Here is a 21,190-nt window from a genome sequence, read left to right as displayed (position 1 = left end):
CCGGGCGAAGCGGGCACGGGGTCGCGCAGCGGGACGACGGGCGAGTTGGGCGCGGCCGCCGCCGAGCCCGGCTCCGGGCAGGAGGGTGAGCTGTGCGCCTGCGTGGCCGCGACGTTTTCTCGAACCGAGCCGTTCATCGGACCACGTAGCCCAGGCCGCGGCGGGTGGTGATGAAATCGTCGGGGATGCCTGCGGACTGCAAGCTGCGGCGCAGGCGGTTCACGTTCACCGTGAGCGTGTTGTCGTCGACGAACGCGTCGGTTTGCCACAGCTCGTCCATCAGCTCGCTGCGCGAGATGATGGAGCCCGCATTCTCCATGAGGATGCGCAAGATCAGCAGCTCGTTGCGCGACAGCTCGACGGTTTTGCCGCGATACGACACCTCGGCTCGCACGGGGTCGAGCAAAACGCCGTCGCGTTCCAGCTGCCTGCGCGCCGAATCGGCAGAGCCGCTGCGCGCAAGCGCGCGGTCGATGCGGGCAAGCAGCGCGGCGGGGCGATAGGGCTTGACCACGTAGTCGTCCGCGCCGACGTTCATGCTCATGACCTCGTCGAACTCGCTATCGGAGGAGGTCAGGACGATGATGGGGACGTTGCTTTCCTGGCGGATGGATCGGCAGACCTCGTGGCCGTACGCGCCGGGGAGCGAAAGATCGAGCAGGATACAATCGGGGCATGCGGCCAAAGCCTCGCCCGCGGCGTTCGCGAACGACTCGCAGCAAAGGCATTCGTGCCCCTTGAGCTTGAGCATGCGCACAAGATTCTCCCGCAAAGAGGCATCGTCCTCGACAATGAACAACCGCGCCATCGGTCCCCTTCCATATCGAACGGATGAGCCGATGATAGCGCAACGCCGCGGGTTGCCGGCGTTTCGTCATAAGCCTGACGCTTTGGGGACGTAGCGTTATCTGTCAGAGACGCGATTGCCTTATCGGGTGCCGTTTCCCCTTTCGCTCGCGGCACTGGCCGGAACGTGGTCGGGCGCGCCGGCGGGTTGGCCTATGCTTATGCGCATAGAAGGCTTGCGAAAGCAACGGCAACGTGAAAGGAACCCTCATGGGAATGAATATCGTATGTCTGGACCTGGAAGGCGTGCTGGCACCGGAGATCTGGGTCGCGTTCGCGGAGAAGGCCGGCATCCCCGACCTTATGCGCACCACGCGCGATGAGCCCGACTACGACAAACTCATGAAGTTCCGCCTAGACGTGCTGCGCCGCCACGGCATGGGCCTGCCGCAGATCCAGGAAGTCATCGCCGACATCCAACCCGTTCCCGGCGCCAAGGAGTTCCTGGACGACCTGCGCGCGCAGACCCAGGTGATCATCATCAGCGACACGTTCGAGCAGTTCGCCCAGCCCATCATGGAGAAGCTCGGCTGGCCGACCATCTTCTGCAACACGCTGGAAGTTGCCGACGACGGTACCATCACGGGCTACCGCATGCGCTGCGATCAGACGAAGCTGACCACGGTCCGCGCGCTGCATTCCTGCGGTTTCGAGACCATCGCCTCGGGCGACAGCTACAACGACCTGGGCATGATCAAAGCGTCGAAGGCGGGTTTCCTGTTCCGCAGCACCGTCACCATCAAGGCCGAGCATCCGGAGATCCCCGCGTACGAGACCTTCGAGGACCTGTCTCGCGCCATCAAGGCCGCGCTGTAAGGCGGGCTTTGCGCGGAAGGGGCGCGGGCCCGCGTGGGGCGGAGGCCCCGGGCGCGTAGGGCTGCGCGTTTGAGATGCGTGCATTTTGGGCGATTGATGCTGCATATCTGAAGCGTCCGGATTGCTCGGGTAGATAACGCTACGCGTTCGAGGCGTTTGGGCTTTTCGAGGCTGGCTCCTGACAGATAGTGCTACGTCCCCGAAGTGTCCGGTTTATGAGGGCCGTTGCCCGGAACGTTCGCCTTGACGGCTTGCGCTTCGGGCGACGGCCTTTTTCGCTTTGCGGCTTGTGTTTGTTCGGAGGGTTAACAAGACCGAAACCTGAGCCTTCGCCTTATGTCATAGGATACTGCGCAAGTATCAAAACACTAGGAGTACGATGGGGCGGCTTGTGCCATTGCCGTCCCCATGCAAGCGTTGCGAGCCTGCATAAGCAGGCGAAACGGGGGAGAAATGACGAGATTGTCCATTGCGCCCGCTTCGGCGGACGATGCCCGCATCGGCGGGTTCCTGGACCGGCAGAAGCGTCGCGTCGACGCCATGCCGCCGGGCATGTGCCCTCTGGCGCAGCAGTTGACGCTGCTCGAGGAGGGCGCGCTGCAAACGTGCGGCAAATGCGTGCCGTGCCGTGACGGCCTGCCCCAGCTGGCAGGCATGCTGCGCCATCTGGTGGATTGCCAGGCCGACGCGGCCGAGGTCGAGCGCATGCGCGCGTTGGCCGAGATGGTGCGCGACACATCGGATTGCGCCATCGGCTACGAGTCGGCGAACGCCCTGTTGGAAGGCCTGGATGCCTTCGCCGCCGAGGTTGAAAGCCACGTGAGCAAGCATGAATGCCAGCGCAGCGTGGGCCAGTCGGTGCCGTGCGAGACGTTCTGCCCGGCGCATGTGAACGTGCCCGCCTACATCGCGCTGGTGGCGCAGGGGGATTACGCCGGCGCCGTGCAGATGATCCGCAAGGACAATCCGTTCCCCACCGCGTGCGGCTTGGTGTGCGAGCATCCCTGCGAGCAACGCTGCCGCCGCACGCTCATCGACGCGCCGCTCAACATCCGCGGCATCAAGGAGTTCGCCTGCGAGCACGCGCGCGCCGACCAGGTGCCCGTGCCGAAGCGTCTGCCCGCAACCGGCCGCCGCGTGGCGGTCGTTGGCGGCGGCCCGTCCGGTTTGACCTGCGCGTACTTCGCCGCCTTGATGGGCCACGACGTGGACGTGTTCGAGGGGCGCAAGCAGCTGGGCGGCATGATCCGCTACGGCATCCCCGCGTACCGCTTCCCGCGCGAGCGCCTGGACGAGGATATTCGCGGCATCCTGGCCGTGGGCGGCATCACCGTGCATACCGAAAGCCCCGTGGACGCCGAGCGCATGGCGCAGCTTTCCGCGGATTACGACGCCGTGTACGTGGCTATCGGCGCGCAAACCGGTAAGGGCTTGCGCATCGACGGCACGGATGCCGAAGGCGTGTTTTCGGCCGTTGACCTGCTCGGACGCATCGGCGATGGCGATTACCCCGACTTCACGGGCAAGAAGGTGGCCGTCATCGGCGGCGGCAACGTTGCTATGGACTGCTGCCGCACGGCGGTGCGCGCCGGCGCCGAGGAGGTGTCGGTGGTGTATCGCCGCCGCATCTCGGACATGACGGCGCTGCCGGCCGAGATCGAGTCGGCCATCGCCGAGGGCGTGGAGATGATCACGCTGCAGGCGCCTGCCGCCATCGAGAAGGACGAGCAGGGCCGCTGCTGCGCGCTGCTGACGAACCCGCAGATGATCGGCCCGGTCAAGCGCGGCCGTCCCGCGCCCGTGGCCGCCGACAAGCCGCAGATGCGCATCCCCGCCGACATCATCCTGATCGCCGTGGGCCAGAACATCGTGTCCGCGCCGTTCGAGGAGTTCGGCATGGCGGCCGAATGGGGCGAGTTCAAGGCGGACGAGCAGCTGCATGCGCAGATGGACGCCGAGGCGCTTGCCGCTCGCGGCGCCGATGCCTTCGCGGGCGCGAACGTGTTCGTGGGCGGCGACTGCCAAACCGGCCCGGCATCGGCCATCAAAGCCATCGCCGCCGGCAAGGTTGCCGCGCGCAACATCGACCATATGCTGGGATTCAACCATACGCTCGACTGCGGCGTGACGGTTCCGCCGGCCCAGCCCAACGATCGCGCGGCGTACGGCCGCGTGGAGGTGCTCGAGCGCCCCGCGCGCGAGCGCAAGAACGATTTCGATGCCGTCGAGGTTCCCATGAGCACGGAGGAGGCCATGCAGGAATGCGGCCGCTGCCTGCGCTGCGACCACTTCGGCGCCGGCGCCTGCGAAGGGGGGCGTATTCAGTATGCTTAACATCACCATCGACGGCCGCGCGCTCGAGGCGCGCGAGGGCCAGACCGTTTTGGAAGCCGCCCGCGAGGCCGGCATCCACATCCCCACGCTGTGCTACCTGGCCGAGCGCAGCGCCATCGGATCGTGCCGCGTGTGCGTGGTCGACGTCGAGGGGCAGGACGCCCCCGTGCCCGCGTGCACCACGCGCGTGGTCGACGGTATGCAGGTGCAAACGGCCACCGAGCGCGTGCTGAAGTACCGCCGCATGGCCGTTGACCTGCTGATCTCCAACCACGGCTTGGATTCGACCGACTACTGCTTCAGCTGCGTGAAGAACGGCGCCTGCGAGCTGCAGGCCGTGGCGCGCGAGGTGGGCGTTTCGCACCCCACCTTCCCCGTTGCGCAAATGCGCAAGCCGGTGCTGGATTCCAACCCGTTCCTGCGCTTCGACCCCAACCTGTGCATCGCCTGCCAGCGCTGCGTGGGCGCGTGCAACAACGCGGCCGGCAACCACGTGCTGCAAACGGGCAAGCGCGGCGTGCGCACCACCATCCGCGCGCCGTTCGGGCCGAACTGGGACGCCACCATCTGCGAGAGCTGCGGCAACTGCGCGCAGGCGTGCCCGACGGGCGCCCTGGTGGAGAAGCGCCGCGGGCTGTACCGCGAGTGGGACACCCATACCGTGCGCACCACCTGCCCGCATTGCGGCGTGGGCTGCCAGCTCGACCTGGTGGTGAAGGGCGACCAGATCGTGGACGTGCAGGCCGCCGACGGCCCGTCCAACGACGGCCTGCTGTGCGTGAAGGGCCGTTCCGGCAGCTTCGACTTCGTGAACTCCCCCGACCGCATCACCACCCCGCTGGTGAAAAACCCCGAGACCGGCGAGTTCGAGCCGGCAGATTGGGATACGGCGCTCGACCTGGTGGCGCGCAAGTTCGCCGAGCTCAAGGAGGAGCACGGCGGCGAGAGCATCGCGGCGTTCGCGTGCTCGCGTTCCACCAACGAGGATATCTATCTCTTCCAGAAGATGGCGAGGTGCGCATTCGACAGCCCCAATGTCGATAACTGCGCACGTGTTTGACACGCCCCCACCGTTGCCGGTCTGGCAACTACACTTGGTTCGGGCGCAATGACGAACTCCATCAAGGATGTGTGCGAGGATTCGCAGGTCATCCTGCTGGTGGGCAGCAATCCGGAAGAGGCGCACCCGGTCATGGGCATGCGCCTGCGGCAGGCGGTCGAGCGCGGCGCGAAGCTGATCGTGGTGGACCCGCGCGAGATCGGGCTGGCGAAGAAGGCCGATATCCACCTGAAGCTGCGCCCCGGCACGAACGTGGCGTTCGCGAACGGCATGGTGAACGTGCTGATACAGAAGGGCCTGGTGGACCGCGAGTTCGTGGAAAGCCGCACCGAGGGCTTCGACGAACTTGCCGCCATGGTGGCCGACTACACCCCCGAGCGCGTGGCCGAGATCTGCGGCATCGACGCGCGCGACCTGGAGGCGGCCGCCGAGATGTACGCGACGGCCGATCGCGCCCCCATCGTCTATTGCCTGGGCGTGGTGGAGCACTCCACGGGCACCGAGGGCGTTATGGCGCTGTCGAACCTGGCGCTGGCCGCGGGCAAGCTGGGACGTCCCGGCTGCGGCATCAACCCGCTGCGCGGCCAGAACAACGTGCAGGGCGCATGCGACATGGGCGCGGGCCCGGCGGACTTCACGGGCTATCAGAAGGTGGCCAACCCCGAGATGCGCGCGAAGTTCGAGGCCGCATGGGGTGTCGAGCTGAACCAGGCCGCGGGCCTGAAGGCCACCGAGTGCTTCCCCGCCATGATCGACGGGCGTATCCGCGGCCTGTTCCTGTTCGGCGAGGACCCGGTGCGCACCGACCCGGACACGGGCCATGTCATCCGCGCGCTGGAGTCGCTGGACTTCTTCGTGTGCGAGGAGCTGTTCATGACGGAGACGGCGAAGTACGCCGATGTCATCCTGCCTGGTCGCAGCTATGCGGAGAAGGAAGGCACGTTCACCAACACCGAGCGTCGCGTGCAGCGCGTGCGCAAGGCGGTGGACGGCCCGGCGGGCGCGCGCCTGGACACCGAGGTGTTCGCCGACATCATGCGCCGCATGGGGTATGACCAGCCCACGCTCACGGGTGCGCAGCTCATGGACGAGGTGGCAAGCCTGACGCCGTCGTACGCGGGCATCAGCCATGCGCGCCTGGACTCCGCCGCCGTGGCGGGGCAGGGCCTGCAGTGGCCGTGCACGGGCCCGGACCATCCAGGCACGCGCATCATGCACGAGGGGGCGTTCTCGCGCGGCTTGGGCGGATACTCGCTGGCGCAGTACCGTCCGTCGGCCGAGCAGCCCGATGAGGAGTTCCCGCTCATCATGATGACGGGCCGCGTGCTTGCGCAGTACAACGCGCAGGCCATGACGGGCCGCACCGAGGGGCTCAACCAGATCGACGGCACGTCGTTCATCGAGATCAACGACGCGGACGCCGCCGCCGCGGGCATCGCCGACGGCGACCGTGTGCGCGTGAGCAGCCGCCGCGGCGTCATTGAGAGCCAGGCTCGCGTGTCGGGAAAGACCAATCCCGGCGAGGTGTGGATGCCGTTCCACTTCCAGGATGGCAACGCAAACTGGCTGACCAACGCAGCGCTCGACAACATCTCGGCCACGCCGGAGTACAAGGTGTGCGCCGTGCGTGTGGAGAAGGCGTAAGGGATAGAGCGAGATCGAGCGAGGGGCGCATATGAAACGGGTTTTGGTGATTGCGACGGGCGGGACCATCGCGTCGGCCGAGGAGGGCAGCGGGCTTGCGCCGGCGTTGACCGGCGAGCAGCTGGTGGCGTTCGTGCCTGAGGTGGCGCAGGTTTGCCATGTCGAGGTGGCGCAGGTCATGAACGTGGACAGCACGAACATGCGCCCGGAGGGATGGCTGACCATCGCGGGCGAGGTGCGTCGGAGCTACGACGACTTCGACGGGTTTGTGGTCCTTCACGGCACCGATACCCTGGCGTACACGGCGGCAGGGCTGTCGTACCTGGTGCAGGGCAGGCCGAAGCCCATCGTTCTGACTGGCTCGCAGCTGCCCATAGGCGACCCCGGAACCGACGGCAAGCGCAACCTGCTCGACGCCGTGCTCGTGGCCTGCGACGATGCCGCCGCGGGCGTCATGGTCGCGTTCGGCGGCAAGGTGATCTCGGGCACGGCGGCGCGCAAGGTGCGCACGCGCAGCTTCGAAGCGTTTGACAGCTTGAACGTTCCCGACTTGGGGTACGTGCATGACGGACGCGTGACCTGGGCCGTTGACGCAGAAGCCGGCGCAGTTTCGAGCGCGCGCTTCTACGATGCGCTCAACCCGCGGGTGGCGGTGCTCAAGCTTACGCCGGGCATGGACGCGCTGGTCGTCGACGCGCTGCGCCCTGCGTGCGACGCGCTGGTGGTGGAGGCCTTCGGGCTGGGCGGCATCCCGGAGTACGACGGCATCACCGAAACGCTGCTCGCGTGGGTGGACGCCGGGAAAACGCTGGTTATGACCACGCAGTGCCCGTACGAGGGCGCCGACCTGAGCGTGTACGAGGTGGGTCGCGCGTTCTGCGACCGCCCGGGCGTGCTCATGGGCGGCAGTGCTACCACCGAGGCGCTGTTGGCGAAGACTATGTGGGCGCTTGCGCAAGCGGCCGACCCCGACGGCGTCGTCGATCGCGAGAAATTGGCGGAACTGTTCGCCAGCTGCTAAAGGCGAGGGGATAGTCTCGAATCTCATCTCAGCCTGAAAAATGTTATTAATTGCAAATACTCGTCCCTTAAAAGTGCAATGCATCACATTTTTAAGGACGGGATCGCAAGGAAGGCGCATACGCATACGCATACGTGAAAAGAGACGGGAGAGCGTGCCGCTTTTCGCGATTGGGGTTTCGGCGCTGTGGCGATAGGCGCGGCGTTGCAAGATGGCCCGTTGGCCTGCGTGGGGCAGGCCAACGGGCCGTTGCCGATCTCGGGGCGTTTTTGCGGGGTGTGTCAACGATAGCCGCTCCGTGTATTCGCGCTATTTGCTGAAAAGTGCAGAATTCATCTGATACTATTTCCCGATTCGTGCATTAGCGCTGGTAAAGCCGTTGGCAAGCGATAGCTTTATTGCGAGTGAGGGGTGAAGCGCTTGGCGGTGTTAAGGGTGCCGCCGCCAAGCGCCGTCCCGTACTTTTGCGCTCAAGCGTCGCTTGCCTTCGCCGCCCTATCCCAGCACGCTGGGCAGCAGGTAGAGCAGGGCTACCAGCGCGCAGCCGATGGCGGCCGCGGCGATCCAGATGTGGAACTCGCGGTCCATCTTGGCGCGCTCGGCGGGGGTGGGCTCGCTGGTGTCCTGCACGGCGTTCACGTCGATGGCTCGCGTGCCGTACACCTTCGCGCACGCCGCATAGATGACCAGGCCGACCACGCAGTAGATCACGCCGGTGACCAGGGCGTCCGTGTCAAGCTGCGTCATCATGACCAGGTAGATGCCGATGCTGATCACCGCGCCGGGCACCATGCCGCGCACCTTGAACGGACGCTTCAGATCGGGCAGCTTGCGGCGCAGGCCCAGGCACGCCACCATGCCGATGACGTAGTAGAACAGGTCGGCGAACAGGGAAAGCGACGCGATGTAGTCCAGCGTCGACGTGGCCACCAGCGCCACTGTGAGCACGCCGAGCGTGATGACGGCCACGTAGGGCGTGCGGTATTTCGGGTGCAGCTTGGCGAACACGGCGGGCAGGCTGCCGTCGCGGGCCATGGTGAACAGGTAGCGCGGCGGCACCGCGATGGACGCGTTCAGGGTGGAGAAATCGCCGCCGAACGCCACGCCCAGCGCCAGCAGCGCAAGCGGCAGGCCCAGGATGCCGGCGCTCATCATGGCCTCGGCGTAGGGTGCGGACGATTCGGCCACGGCGGCCAGCCCGTCGGCGGGCACGATGCCCACGAGGAACCACTGGAACAGGGCGTTCACCACGAAGATGATGAACGGCGAGAGCATCATGGCGCGGGGGATGTTGATCTGCGGGTGGCGGATCTCCTCGCCCATGGCGCAGCACGTCTCGAAACCGGCGAAGCACCACCAGATCATGGCCACGGCGGCGATGAACCCGCCGCCGCCCAGGTCGCCCATGAAGTCGGGCGCGGTCACGAAGTTCGGCAGCTGCACGTTGGGGATCATGGTAAGGAACCAGATGGCGGCAACGCCCCAGAAGAAGAACATGAAGCCGTTCTGGAGCTTGCCCGTCAGCTCCACGCCGCGCACGTTGGCGATGATGAACGCGACCAGCGCGATGATGGCGATGACCGCGTCATCGACGGGAAGCTCTACGCCGAACGCCAGGAAGATGGTCTTGAAGTAGTAGCTGAACGCCAGCGCCTCGCCGCCGGTGACGGCGATGAGCGACATGATGAAGTTCCATCCGGCAAGAAAGCCAGCGGGGCGGCCCAGGCCCAGCGACGCGTACTGGTACGTGCCGCCGGCGAAGGGCAGCGCCGCGCCCATCTCGCCGTACATGAGCGCCGGGTAGATGCTGATAAGCGCCGCAAGCGCCGTGGCGAGCACCACGAACGGGCCCATCTCGCCGACGACGTTGCCGCCGGTGGTGAACAGGCCGACGCCGATGACGGTGCCGGCGGTGATGGTGATGGCCTCGCGCAGGCCGAGCGTGCGCTTGAGGCCGACGGCAGGCTCCTTCTGCGCGCCGCCTTCGTTCGGTTGGTTGCCCATGGGCGTTCCTTTCAGCGTGCCGACCGTGTTGGCGGGTCGGCGCGCTGTCGCATGCCCGATGCCTATCGTGCATGCGACAGCGCCATGCGGATACGATGAAATCACTTTAGCACTCTACCGTAGTAAAGCAATAGGGATTTTGGAATGCGAAATTAACGGGCGTCGCGGGGGTTCGCGGGCGCAGAGCGCTGGCGCGACGGAGCGGAAGGGCTTGCGGAAGAGAGGGCGCGAGGCGGCAGGCGCTGCGCGACGGCCTTGCGAGGGTGCTGAGGGGTGCGCGGGTGCGGGCGGAGCGGAGGCGGATGGCGAAGGGCGTGTTGCGGGTGCGGGCGAAGCGAGCTTCGACGGCTGCCGGCGGCTGGCGAGGGGTGCGGCGGGTGAGGCGCGCGAACTGGGGCCCGGACGGCGAAACGCGATTCGTTCACGTTGCGGCCCCTTCTCCATCGACCCTGCTGTGTGGCGGGTTTGTGTCTTATCTCCCGGGTTCGCCTGCGGAAAATCCCAAACCCAAAGCAAAGTAGTATGATTTGGCGCCGTAGAACGATAGGTGTTACGAAACAGGTTCCTTGCCGATGCCCGAAGCGATCCTTCGGCCATCGGCAAGGAGCCCGCAACCAAGAACGATGAATCCGCTCGTCGGCTGCACGCTAACCGCATTGTTGTTAGCCGTGCATGCCCTCGTGCGGATTTTTTTTGTTTTCGGTTGCAGGCAGAAGCAGAAGGGAAAACCATGTCGCAAGCAGACGAAACCGCGTCGAGCGGGCAGGCGGGCGAAGGCGTCGACCGCGCCGCGCATCTCATGCACCGCATGGACGCCACGCAACCGACGGCTACGTTCAAGAAGGTGATGGCGCTGACCTCGGCCGGCGTGTTCGTGGACGCCATGGACGTCTACCTGGCGGGCGGCGTGAAGAGCACACTGGCCGAAACCGGGTTCGCCACCAACGAGCAGACGGCGGCGTTTCTGTCGGCGGGCTTTTTGGGCCTGTTCATCGGCTCGCTGATCGCCGGCCTTATCGGCGACAAGCTCGGGCGTCGCAAGGCGTTCCAGTTCAACCTGCTGCTGTTCGGCTTCGCCACCATCTTGGGCGCGCTTTCCCCGAACATGACGTTCATGATAGCCATGCGCTTTTTCGTGGGCCTTGGCCTGGGGTCGGAGCTGGTGACCAGCTTCAGCATGATCAACGAGTTCGCGCCCGTCGCGCGCCGCGGCCGCTGGTGCGCCATCGGCTCGACCATCGCCAACTGCGGCTCGCCCATCGGCATGTTCCTGTGCTTGTTCTTCATCACCATTTGGAGCCCGCTTGGGCAGGAATCGTGGCGTCTGGTGTTCGCGGTCATCGGCGTGGCGGCCATCATCGTGTGCATCGCGCGTCAGGCGATGCCGGAAAGCCCGCGCTGGCTCATCCAGCACGGCCGCTTCGATGACGCCGAGGCGATCATCTCCCGCATCGAGTGTGAGATGAGGGAAGCCGGTATTTCTCCTGCTGAGCAGGTGGTTTTCGAAAAGAGCGCCATGGATTCCGACGCACATCTGGCGCGCAACCTGTTCCTGGGCATCGTGGTGGTCATCGGCACGTCGCTGACGCAGTACACCTACACCACGTTCGGCCCGTCCATCCTGAAAAACATCGGCCTGGCCACGCAGACCTCGTTGCTGTCCACCACCATCACCATGCTTGCCGCGCCGCTCGGAGCGCTCATCGGCGCGCTGCTCATCGAGAAGCTCGGCCGTCGCGTCGAGGTTTCCGGTGCGTTCATCTGGGTGGCGGTGTTCGCGTTCGCCTACGCCATGGCGCTCAACGCCGGCTCGACGGCGCTCATCACCGTGCTGGGCTTTTTGATGACCATCGGTTTCTACGTGCTGAACGCGTCGGTGATCAGCGTGTACGTGGGCGAGCTGTTCTCCACCAGGTACCGTTTCCGCGGTGCTGGCATCTCGCAGGGCGCCGGCAAGGCCGTCAACGTGGTCATGCCGTTCGCCGTCACGTGGGTCTTGGCGAACCTGCAGCCCAACGTCATCTATTTCGGCATCGTGGCCATCGCGCTGGTGGCGGCCGCCGTTACACTGGCGATCGGCCCCGAGACGAAGTCGCGCCGCCTGGGTTAGCGAATCGGCGAGTGGCCATCGCTTGATGCTATTCCTATTCGATTCATAGTCTTTTGCGATAGGTGCGTGGCGTCGTGCCGTAGGCGCGCTTGAACGCGTCAGTGAACGCTCCCTGGTTGCGGTAGCCCGCGCTTTTGGCGATTTCGCTGATTTTGCGGCTTTCATCAAGGAGAAGGCGTCGTCCGTGCTCCAGGCGCCGTGCGCGGATGTAGCTTTGCGGGGTGTCCCCCTGCACATTGCGAAACGCCGATATCATCTTCCCCTCGCTTACATGGGCGATGTCGCACAACGTTTTCGTGCTGAGATCGGATGATAAGTTGTCGTCGATGTAGGAGCAGAGGCACTCGACGCAGTCCCTGTCGCTTATGTTCACGGCATCGGCTGACGTGACCCTTTCGGGAATGCTGCTTGCCAGCAGCGCGAAGCATTCAATCACCTTGGCGTGATAATACGAATCGGCGACCGATGCGGCGGGGTAGGTGATGTCGAGCCCTCGAAGCGCCGAGGGCAAGCCGGGCACGCCCTCCGACGTGGTGAGCCGTCCGATGGCGCGGTGCAGTTTCTTCTCATCGCAGTGCAAGGCATCCGCATAGCGGTGTATCGCTTCAGGGGCTATGGTGATCGATGCCGATGACAGCCGCTTGTCGGGCTCGAACGAGCTTATGTAGGGGCCGCCATCCCAGTCATGCCCCATGAGCTTGCAGTTGGATGCGGCGCACTCGGGCGAGCAATACATGGGCATCGCATGCTCATAGAGGCCGAACCCCAGATAGGGAATAGTCTCTATGACTGCCTCCACGGCGCGTTCGTATGTGATGTCCATCGACACGACGATGGTGTCACCGTCCATGAGATAGAACCAGTAGGAGCCCCTGCCGTATTGGGGGTCGACGAACCATGTCTCGCCGACGCTTCGCACCAGGTCGGCCCGTCCGAATCCGCGCGCGAGCGCTTCCTTCGCGCATACAGTGTGCAGCTGCGTAAGCTGTGAGACGAACATGTCGTAAAGTGGGTTTCCCTGTCCTGCGGCGTAGCTTCCGTTTGATTTTTCGGCAGAACTTGAATTCTTTTCGGCGTAGTTTTCCATCTTCCCGTTCCGTCTTTCGCATTGCCTTATTGAGCTGTATTTTATCGTAAAGAGTTATATATGGCTAACTGGTAGGAAGAAGGACGATAATCGCATGGCTCTTTCGATGGGCGCGCCTTTGCCCTTGAACGCGGTAGTGCAGACGCAGCCTTCGACGTCTGCCAACGCTGCACCGCGCCATCTTGACCCGCGTACGTCGCTTGCGGTTCTGGCGGCGATCAACGTGCAGATGGCGCTTACGCAAAGCCTGTTCGCCGAGATGGGCGTTTTGGCGCTTACCGTTGTCGTGATGGCATATTGCCGCCGCTTCTCCGCGATCGTGCGCTGGCTTGCCTTCTATGCGCTGTTCGCCGTGACGGCGCAGCTGTTCGTGGCGAGCGGGAACACCCTGCTTTCGCCCTTTGCGGCGTCGCTTCTCATGTACCGCCATGTTTTGCCCGCCTTCATGTTCGCTTTCAATATGATCGCAACCACGCGTCTTGGTGAGCTTGCTTGTGCGCTGCAGGCGATGCATGTTCCTGTGAACGTGTCGGTGGCTGTGTGCGTGGCATTTCGTTTCCTTCCCACCATGGGACGCGAATTCTCCGCCGTCGCTGACGCGATGAAGACGCGCGGTATCGCGCTCACGCCGAGGTCGGTCGTGCGCCATCCCGCGAAGACCGCCGAACATTTCCTTGTGCCCGTGATCGCGCGTTTGGGCCAGATCGCCGACGAACTGGGGAACGCGGTCGTCGTCCGCGGCGTGGGGGCGAGTGCGCACCGCACCTCGTATTACCGCTTGAGGGTGCGCGCTATCGATGTTGCGTGTCTCATCGCTGCGATGGTGCTCCTTGCGCTTTCCGTTTGCTTTAGAGCGGGGGTGCTCTGATGATGGAAAATGCCGCCGCGGCGAAGGCTTCGCCCTATGCTATCGAGCTCGATGGATGCACGTTTTGCTACAAAGGCGCTTCCCGTCCATCGCTTCGTGACGTTTCGCTGAAGATCCCTCGCGGTCAATGCGTTGTTGTGACCGGGCAGTCAGGATGTGGCAAGACAACGCTTACGCGCCTCGTTAATGCGCTTATTCCTCTTATGTACGAAGGGGATCTTCAAGGTGAGGTGCTTGTTGCGGGAAAACCCGTTTCCGCATGGACGATGGGCGAGCTTTCCGCGCATGTCGGGTCGGTGTTCCAGAACCCGCGTAGCCAGTTCGTCAATCTCGACGTGACCTCGGAAATCGCCTTCGGATGCGAGAACTTCGGAATCGATCGCGAGGAAATGGTTGAACGTGTGGCGCAGGCAGCGGCAACGCTCGGTATTGAGGGCCTGCTCGGGCGCGGCACCGAGGCGCTTTCCGGCGGGCAGAAGCAGTCGGTTATCCTGGCATCGGCCTATGCGGTGCATCCTGACATCTTCGTGCTTGATGAGCCGACCGCGTCGCTCGATGTGCATGCGATGCGGAATCTTGCGCGCACGGTTGCGCTTCTGAAGAGTCAGGGGAAGACCGTGCTTATCTCCGAGCATCGCCTGTGGTGGCTTGACGGCATCGCAGACCGCTATGTGGTTTTAGGCGATGGTTCGGTTATAGGAGACTGGGCGGCGGCAGAGTTCCTTGCTCTGCCGTTTGAAACGAGAACCGATATGGGGCTGCGCGCCGCCTCTCTTGCTGAAATCGACTCTATTGTGGCGGTGCGGCCCTCGGCCGATGTGGCCGATTCGACCGTTTCCGGCTTGCCTTCTTGCGGGAAACCCGTCGTACGTATGAGCGGCGTAGTTGCCGGCTACCGCGGCGCGCCTGCGGTCTTGAACGGTCTCGATTTCTGCCTCCTTCCGGGTAGCGTCGTCGGTATTGTGGGGCACAACGGGGCTGGGAAAACGACGTTTGCCCGGTGCATGGCCGGCCTTCTCAAGGAAAAGGCGGGGGTGATCGAGGTCGACGACGTGCCGCTTCGCGCAAGGAAACGGGCGGGGCGCGTGTACCTGGTTATGCAAGAACCGGGATACCAGTTGTTCAGCAACACAGTCGACGATGAGCTTGCAAGCGCGTGCTCTTCGGATGGCGCGGAAGACAGCCTAGGAAATAAGGACCGGATTGCAGCAATAAAGGCTGCGCTTGCTCTCGAAGGTCTTGCCGACAGGCACCCGCTCTCCCTTTCGGGCGGGGAGCGCCAACGGCTTTCCATCGCTGCCGGCTTGCTTTCGAGTGCCCGCGCGATGATTCTCGACGAGCCTACGAGTGGCTTGGATTATCGCAACATGCGTCGAATAGATGCCCAGATCGCGCGCATGCGCGATGCGGGAATCGCCGTCTGCGTTGTCTCGCACGACTATGAGTTCCTCTGCTCGGCATGCGATGAGATAGCCCTGGTCGAAGACGGGCGCATCGCCGAGCGCTTCCCCTTAAACAAGGCAACACTTCCGAAGTTGAAGCTCAATTTCGGGTTTGCGGAAATACAGTAACAAGAGAAAGGTTTCACAATGACAAGCAAAGCAACAATCGGTTCTGCCGCCAAGGAACGTAATGGTTTGAACCCGAAAGACTTCGTCTTTATCGCCGTGTTCGGCATCCTTTTGTTCCTCGTGTTCATGGTGTTCTCGATTATCTTCAGCGCGAATGCCAACCTGTGCTGGTTTACTCACACGGTAGGCGCGTTGTTCGCCGGTACCGTGTTCATGTACCTGGCCTATCGCGTCCCGAAGCGTGGCGCGATCGCCATCATGGGCATCATCGTTGGTGCTGTCGGCCTTCTGATGGGCATGTTCTGGAGCGGTCCTGTCGGCATTGTCGTGGGCGGTATCGTGGCAGACCTTATCGCAGGCGATCCGCAGAAGCGCACCAAGACCAAGCTTATCTGTGCCTTTGCCGCGTTCACGTTCTGCTTCTGGCTGGGGCAGATCTCTCTCATCCTTATGATGGGCGAGGCTTATGCCGAGATGTGCGTTCAAGCTGGCATGACCCTCGAGTACGGCCAAACGCTCGTTAACTCGATTCTAAGCCCAATGGGCGTCGTTACCGGCGCTGCCACCATCGCTGGCGGCCTCGTCGGCGGATTCATCGGTACCAAGGTGTTCTCGAAGCACTTTGCCAAACTTGGCATGTAGATTTACGACCGGGAGGTAACTATGGCAATGACCCCGGAAGACGGTGCTCCAACGGCTTGGGAAGGAAAGGGCATGGGGAAGGAAGGTCCCGCCAAGAAGAAAAACGCGATTCTCGAGCTGTTGGGGTTTGCTGGCAAGCGGCGGGTTTTGGCGTATGTAGGATGCGGTCTTTCGATCCTAAACGCCGTGCTCACCGTGATGCCGCTTGTTTGCGTATGGTTCGTGGTTCGCGACTTGATTTCGGTGTACCCGAACTGGGCAGGAGCGTCATCCGCTGCGATGTGGGCTGTGCTTGCTGTGGTGTTTGCCGTGTTGGGCATCATCGTGTATTTCGGTGCGCTCATGGCTTCGCATCTGGCGGCTTTCCGTATTGCGGCAAATATGCGCAAAGCGATGGTTCGCCACGTGGCGCGGATCCCAATGGGATATTTCAGCGTGCACTCGTCGGGGGAGATGCGCCGCGTGATCGACGGGTGTGCAGGCCAGACAGAAGACCTCATCGCCCATAAGCTGCCCGATTTCGTTGGCTCTTTCGCCACCCCGGTGATCTTCTTCGTCGTGGCGTTCCTGTTCGACTGGAGGATGGGGCTTCTGTGCCTTGTCCCCATCGCCGTTTCCTTTGCTGCGATGTGGTGGATGATGGGCCGCGAGGACGAAAAAGGCGGCCGCCATTTCATGGAACTTTACCAGGCGGCTCTCATGCGCATGAGCGCTGCGGCAACCGAATACGTTCGCGGCATACCCGTGGTAAAGGTATTCCAGCAGACGGTGCTTTCGTTCAAGGCGTTCCACGAGGCGATCATCGACTATCGCGATATGGCGACGAACTATACCGAGTATTGCCGACGACCCCAAGTCGTGCAGCTGGTTGCGATCAACTCGACCTTTGCGGTGCTCGTACCTGCAGGCATTGTGCTTGCCTCCGTCGCGCCTGATTTCCCGGCGTTTCTGATTGACTTCCTGTTCTATGCGTTTTTCTCGGCGATGACGACGACGATGATGTCGAAGGTCATGTATTCGTCGGAGGCGGTCATGATCGCCGAAGACGCGCTGCGGCGGATGAACACGATCATGGAAGTTGCTCCCATCGTCGAGGTTGAGTCTGCCAAGGCTCTCCATCCGAAGGAGGCGAGCATCGAGCTTTCGGGTGTCAGCTTCTCGTATCCCGGTTCCAGGGAACCGGCGCTTCGCGATGTATCGCTATCTGTTCCCGCCGGAGCGACGGTGGCTCTCGTCGGGCCGTCGGGCGGAGGCAAGTCGACGCTCGCGTCGCTCGTCCCGCGCTTTTGGGACGCAGATGAGGGTTCCGTTTTGGTGGGCGGGGTGGATGTGCGACGCATTCCTGCCGAGGAATTGATGGGTGCCGTTTCTTTCGTGTTCCAAGACGATCGACTGTTCAAGCGAAGCTTGGCTGATAACGTGCGTGCCGGCCGCCCCAATGCGAGTGATGCCGAGGTGCTCGCGGCTCTTCATGCGGCCCAATGCGATGACATCATTGCCAAGTTCCCCGATGGCGTGAACACCGTGGTAGGAAAAGCTGGCGTGTACCTTTCCGGGGGAGAGCGTCAGCGCATCGCGCTTGCGCGTGCCATTCTGAAGGGAGCCCCAATCGTGGTTCTCGACGAGGCAACGGCGTTTGCCGACCCCGAAAACGAGGCACTGATCCAGGCCGCTCTTGCGACGCTTTGCGAAGACAAGACGGTGCTTATGATCGCACACCGTCTGTCAACCGTAGTGAATGCGGACCGCATCTTCGTCGTCGACCGTGGCTCTGTCGTGGAGCAGGGTGCTCACGAAGAACTTGTCGCGCAAGGTGGACTGTATGCGCGCATGTGGCGAGACTACCGAACGAGCGCGACGTGGAGGATTGAAGGGGGTGACAGCCGTGTGGCGTAGGATTCAAGATGCTTTTGCCTTGACCGATCAAGGCATGAAGGATTTTATACGCGGTGCTGGGTTCTGTGCGTTGGCGAACCTAATGCTGATGCTGCCCATCGTGGTGCTGTACTTCGTCGCAAGCGATTTTGTCAGGTACCTGGACAACCCTTCAGTTGGCCTGCCAGGCATGGCGCTCTACGCAGCGGGCATTGTAGCGGCACTTGCCGTGATGTTTGTCACGCAAATGTGGGAATATCGGGGGACGTACACGGTGGTGTACCAAGAAAGCGCCCGCAAGCGCATCTCCATCGCCGAGCGTTTGCGCCTGCTTCCGCTCTCGTTTTTCGGGAAGCGCGATTTGGCCGACTTGACGAGCGTTATCATGAAGGATTGCTCCGATCAGGAGCGCCTGTTCTCGCACACTATGCCGCAGATTTTCGGCATGGGCGCTTCGACGCTGGTGTTCGCTGTCATGATGTTCGCGTTCGACTGGAGACTGGCGGCATCTGCGCTCTGGCCCATCCCCGTGGCGCTTGTGGCGTTGCTTTTGACCGCGCATATCCAGAAGTCGCATACTGCGAAGAAGAACGCGGCGTCCCTTTCATTCGCCGACGCGCTGCAGGAATACCTTGAATGCCACCGTGAGATACGCTCTCTCAACAAGGTGGGCGTATTCCAGGATGAGCTTGATTGCCGCATCGATCGTTTCGAGCGAGAGAAAATTGGTGCCGAGCTGGCTATGGGTGTGGCGGTGTGCTCCGCCCAAGGATTCTTGCGTCTGGGAATCGCATCCGTCATCGTGGTGGGTACTGTGCTGCTCGTGGCGGGACAAGTCGACTTCCTCGTGTTTTTCGTGTATCTGTTGGCGGTGACAAGGGTTTACGATCCCATCAACGTAATCTTGCAGGCCATCGCCGAGCTGATGGACATGAGCTTAAGTCTGGAGCGCATGCGCGCCATCGAGAACGAGCCGGTCCAGACGGGCAGCACCTCGTTTGAGCCTCAGGGCTATGACGTGGTCTTCGAAGACGTGGGCTTCGCATACGCCGACGGCGAGGACGTCTTGGGCAGCGTATCGTTCAAGGCGCGGGAAGGGCAGGTGACAGCGCTTGTGGGCGCGTCCGGTTCGGGCAAGAGCACGGCTGTCAAGCTCGCTTCACGTTTTTGGGACGCAAGCTCTGGCGCGATCTTCGTGGGCGGCGTTGACGTCTCTACTGTCGATCCGGAAACGCTGCTTTCTGCATTCTCCGAGGTGTTCCAGGACGTGGTGCTCTTTGACGACACCGTGCGTGAGAACATTCGCCTCGGGAAGAAGGATGCTACGAACGAGGAGGTTCTCGCTGCGGCGAGGGCGGCGCGCTGCGACGAGTTCGTGGAGCGTTTGCCCAACGGCTACGACACGATGATCGGGGAAAACGGCAGCAGGCTTTCCGGTGGTGAACGCCAGCGTATCTCGATTGCGCGCGCCCTGCTGAAAGACGCTCCGATCGTGCTGCTCGATGAAGCAACGGCCTCACTTGACGTGGAAAACGAGACATACGTGCAAGCTGCTCTTTCTGAACTGCTTCAAGGCAAGACGGTCCTCGTTATCGCACATCGCATGCGTACGGTTGACAATGCCGACAAGATCGTGGTGCTTGAAGGCGGTTGTGTGGTGGAGCAGGGAAGCCCGGCAGAGCTGCGTGAGAAGCCCGATGGTAGATACCGCCGCATGTTGGAGCTGCAGCGCGAAAGCGAGGCGTGGGTGCTCTAACGCAAAGGCAATGCCAGGCGGGGCAGATGAGTGTGTACCGAAGCCCCGCCTGGCATATCTGCGAACCAGTGGTACAGGGGAAGTTTTGCTAGCGATATGTTTTGCCTCTTGAAACCACGAGAGCCGACCGTACGTGAACTGCACCCCAAAACTTGGACGGCCTAAAAAAGAACAACGGCGGCCTTTCCTTTTATGATCCTGAGCATAACGAATCGCTATAGGTAAGCGGCAATAATACTGATAAAAGAATAGCCACGAGCTGGCGTTTTCGATGTCGTTAAGGAGGGGCGTTATGGCAGCGCAACAGGAGCAGGCGGGTTTGCGGGAGGCGGCGACGATCGCGTTTCCGGGCACGGAAGCGCCGGGGACCGCGTGGGACCTGTACAACCAGATGATCGCGGGCATTCCCGAGGGCGTGTTCTTACGTGATTATTGCTCGGGGCTGAACTGGTCCTGTGTCGAGGCGGATTGCGGCATGGGCGTGGCATTCACCGTGCGCGGAGGCGGGAAGCGCACGTATAAGAAGGATTTACGCGGCATGGAGCTGCGTCAGGTGGCCGAGCTTTCGAAGTCCTGGTGCTTCCAGGAGGCCACGCTGGGCATCGTGAGCCTGAAGGCGGAATAGCTGGTCGGCGTTACCCCCGATAAACGTTGCGGCATCTAAAAAGCGAACGTTTGTATTGACAGTACAGGCGTTCGCTTTTATACTGGTTGCAATGAGCCAGTGCGAACGCTCGGCGGTCTGCCGTGCCCAAGCTGGCGAAGGGTCCCGCCTTCGCCCATACCACGTTCGCAAGATCCTCTTCATCACGGGAAGGCGGCGCGTGCCGCCTGGGAAGGGGACGGGCATGCCTGAGCTGAGCAGGTTTTACGGGATCGTCATCACCATGTATTCTGAAGCGGGTGGCAACCATTCGTTGCCTCATATCCACGTGAGATACGGAAACATGAGGGCGGTGTATTCTCTGCAAGGAGACCTATTGCGGGGTAAAATGCCTTCGAAGCAGCACAAGCTTGTTCTAGCCTGGATGGCATTACACGAGCAGGAATTGCAAGAAAACTGGTATCTGGCATCAAGTAAGTGCGCTTGCTATCGGATATCTCCCCTCAAGTAGGAGGATGCTATGTTCTCGATGGAATGGGATGTTGATTGTCGGGTGTTGTCCGTTAAGGCCACTGATAGTTTTTCGGTTGTCGCGCAATGGTCGGACGGGTCTTCCCGGGAATATGATGTAAAACCCTTTTTGAAAGACTGCGGCCCTTACTTTGCGCGCCTCAATGATCCGGATTACTTCAAGAAGGTCCGTGTGAGCGAATTCGGTGATACGGTCGAGTGGCCTGAAGGGCAGGATATAGCTCCCGAGTCGTTGTATGAGGATTCGCTGGTGCTGGGCGTTGCCGATTAGGCGTGCTTTTGGCCCGGTGCCGGAGCGTCTTTCAATCATGGAATAGTCGAAGCGGGCATCGGTGCCGGTGCCCGCCGGAAAAGAAAGGGCTGCGTTGCTTTGCGGCTTTGCCGAAAGGCTGCGCGTGCCATAATTCGAAGGAACCGCCCT

The 21,190-nt window shown here is 62.5% G+C and carries 16 protein-coding genes; 13 read left to right on the top strand and 3 right to left on the bottom strand.

Going from position 1 to position 21,190, the window contains the following annotated elements; translation table 11 throughout:
* Positions 1-133: 133 nt before the first annotated feature.
* On the bottom strand, positions 134-808 hold the full coding sequence (locus SFHG_RS09200) for a response regulator transcription factor (RefSeq protein WP_042436577.1): 675 nt from the start codon (positions 806-808) through the stop codon (positions 134-136).
* 248 nt (positions 809-1,056) lie between these two features.
* On the opposite strand from SFHG_RS09200, the gene thrH reads away from it, so the two are divergent.
* The 4 genes from thrH to SFHG_RS09180 all read left to right on the top strand — a co-directional run bounded on the left by thrH (position 1,057) and on the right by SFHG_RS09180 (position 7,721).
* Positions 1,057-1,662, top strand: coding sequence for a bifunctional phosphoserine phosphatase/homoserine phosphotransferase ThrH (gene thrH, locus SFHG_RS09195; RefSeq protein WP_222859229.1), 606 nt, complete (start codon positions 1,057-1,059; stop codon positions 1,660-1,662).
* Positions 1,663-2,115: 453 nt separating this feature from the next.
* The gene (locus SFHG_RS09190) at positions 2,116-3,996 is read left to right on the top strand and encodes an NAD(P)-binding protein (RefSeq protein ID WP_042436574.1); all 1,881 of its coding nucleotides are present in this window, start codon (positions 2,116-2,118) and stop codon (positions 3,994-3,996) included.
* On the top strand, positions 3,989-6,700 hold the full coding sequence (gene fdhF, locus SFHG_RS11155) for a formate dehydrogenase subunit alpha (RefSeq protein ID WP_081469058.1): 2,712 nt from the start codon (positions 3,989-3,991) through the stop codon (positions 6,698-6,700). Before SFHG_RS09190 ends, fdhF begins: the two co-directional genes overlap by 8 nt.
* 31 nt (positions 6,701-6,731) lie before the next feature.
* Positions 6,732-7,721, top strand: coding sequence for an asparaginase (locus SFHG_RS09180; RefSeq protein ID WP_042436573.1), 990 nt, complete (start codon positions 6,732-6,734; stop codon positions 7,719-7,721).
* Positions 7,722-8,216: 495 nt separating this feature from the next.
* Here SFHG_RS09180 and SFHG_RS09175 read toward each other — a convergent pair whose 3' ends face one another.
* On the bottom strand, positions 8,217-9,725 hold the full coding sequence (locus tag SFHG_RS09175; protein ID WP_042436571.1) for an APC family permease: 1,509 nt from the start codon (positions 9,723-9,725) through the stop codon (positions 8,217-8,219).
* A gap of 730 nt (positions 9,726-10,455) precedes the next feature.
* Here SFHG_RS09175 and SFHG_RS09170 point away from each other — a divergent pair.
* Positions 10,456-11,835 (top strand): MFS transporter, encoded by a 1,380-nt coding sequence (locus SFHG_RS09170; protein WP_052297922.1) that lies wholly within the window; start codon positions 10,456-10,458, stop codon positions 11,833-11,835.
* Between the two features lie 43 nt (positions 11,836-11,878).
* Here SFHG_RS09170 and SFHG_RS09165 read toward each other — a convergent pair whose 3' ends face one another.
* Complete coding sequence (locus tag SFHG_RS09165; RefSeq protein WP_162096591.1) at positions 11,879-12,835, bottom strand: AraC family transcriptional regulator; 957 nt, start codon at positions 12,833-12,835, stop codon at positions 11,879-11,881.
* Positions 12,836-13,016: 181 nt separating this feature from the next.
* Here SFHG_RS09165 and SFHG_RS09160 point away from each other — a divergent pair, with 181 nt between their 5' ends.
* The 8 genes from SFHG_RS09160 to SFHG_RS09125 all read left to right on the top strand — a co-directional run bounded on the left by SFHG_RS09160 (position 13,017) and on the right by SFHG_RS09125 (position 21,040).
* A complete protein-coding gene (locus tag SFHG_RS09160) occupies positions 13,017-13,790 on the top strand; it encodes an energy-coupling factor transporter transmembrane component T (protein WP_052297921.1) in 774 nt (257 codons plus the stop codon).
* Positions 13,790-15,361, top strand: coding sequence for an ABC transporter ATP-binding protein (locus SFHG_RS09155; protein WP_148514839.1), 1,572 nt, complete (start codon positions 13,790-13,792; stop codon positions 15,359-15,361). Before SFHG_RS09160 ends, SFHG_RS09155 begins: the two co-directional genes overlap by 1 nt.
* Before the next feature lie 18 nt (positions 15,362-15,379).
* A complete protein-coding gene (locus SFHG_RS09150) occupies positions 15,380-16,003 on the top strand; it encodes an MptD family putative ECF transporter S component (RefSeq protein ID WP_042436566.1) in 624 nt (207 codons plus the stop codon).
* 21 nt (positions 16,004-16,024) lie between these two features.
* Complete coding sequence (locus SFHG_RS09145; protein WP_316244721.1) at positions 16,025-17,899, top strand: ABC transporter ATP-binding protein; 1,875 nt, start codon at positions 16,025-16,027, stop codon at positions 17,897-17,899.
* Positions 17,900-17,933: 34 nt separating this feature from the next.
* Positions 17,934-19,634 carry an ABC transporter ATP-binding protein gene (locus SFHG_RS09140; RefSeq protein ID WP_042436758.1) on the top strand — a complete coding sequence of 567 codons (1,701 nt, stop codon included), beginning with the start codon at positions 17,934-17,936 and terminating at the stop codon, positions 19,632-19,634.
* A 292-nt stretch (positions 19,635-19,926) separates the two neighbouring features.
* On the top strand, positions 19,927-20,259 hold the full coding sequence (locus SFHG_RS09135; RefSeq protein ID WP_052297920.1) for a DUF4213 domain-containing protein: 333 nt from the start codon (positions 19,927-19,929) through the stop codon (positions 20,257-20,259).
* Positions 20,260-20,350: 91 nt separating this feature from the next.
* Positions 20,351-20,749, top strand: coding sequence for a DUF4160 domain-containing protein (locus SFHG_RS11270; protein WP_392391973.1), 399 nt, complete (start codon positions 20,351-20,353; stop codon positions 20,747-20,749).
* A 9-nt stretch (positions 20,750-20,758) separates the two neighbouring features.
* A complete protein-coding gene (locus SFHG_RS09125; protein ID WP_052297919.1) occupies positions 20,759-21,040 on the top strand; it encodes a DUF2442 domain-containing protein in 282 nt (93 codons plus the stop codon).
* The last annotated feature ends 150 nt before the right edge of the window (positions 21,041-21,190 follow it).

This window comes from Senegalimassilia anaerobia JC110 (genome assembly GCF_000236865.1).
GTDB lineage: Bacteria > Actinomycetota > Coriobacteriia > Coriobacteriales > Eggerthellaceae > Senegalimassilia > Senegalimassilia anaerobia.
This window is presented reverse-complemented; position numbering and strand designations above follow the sequence as displayed.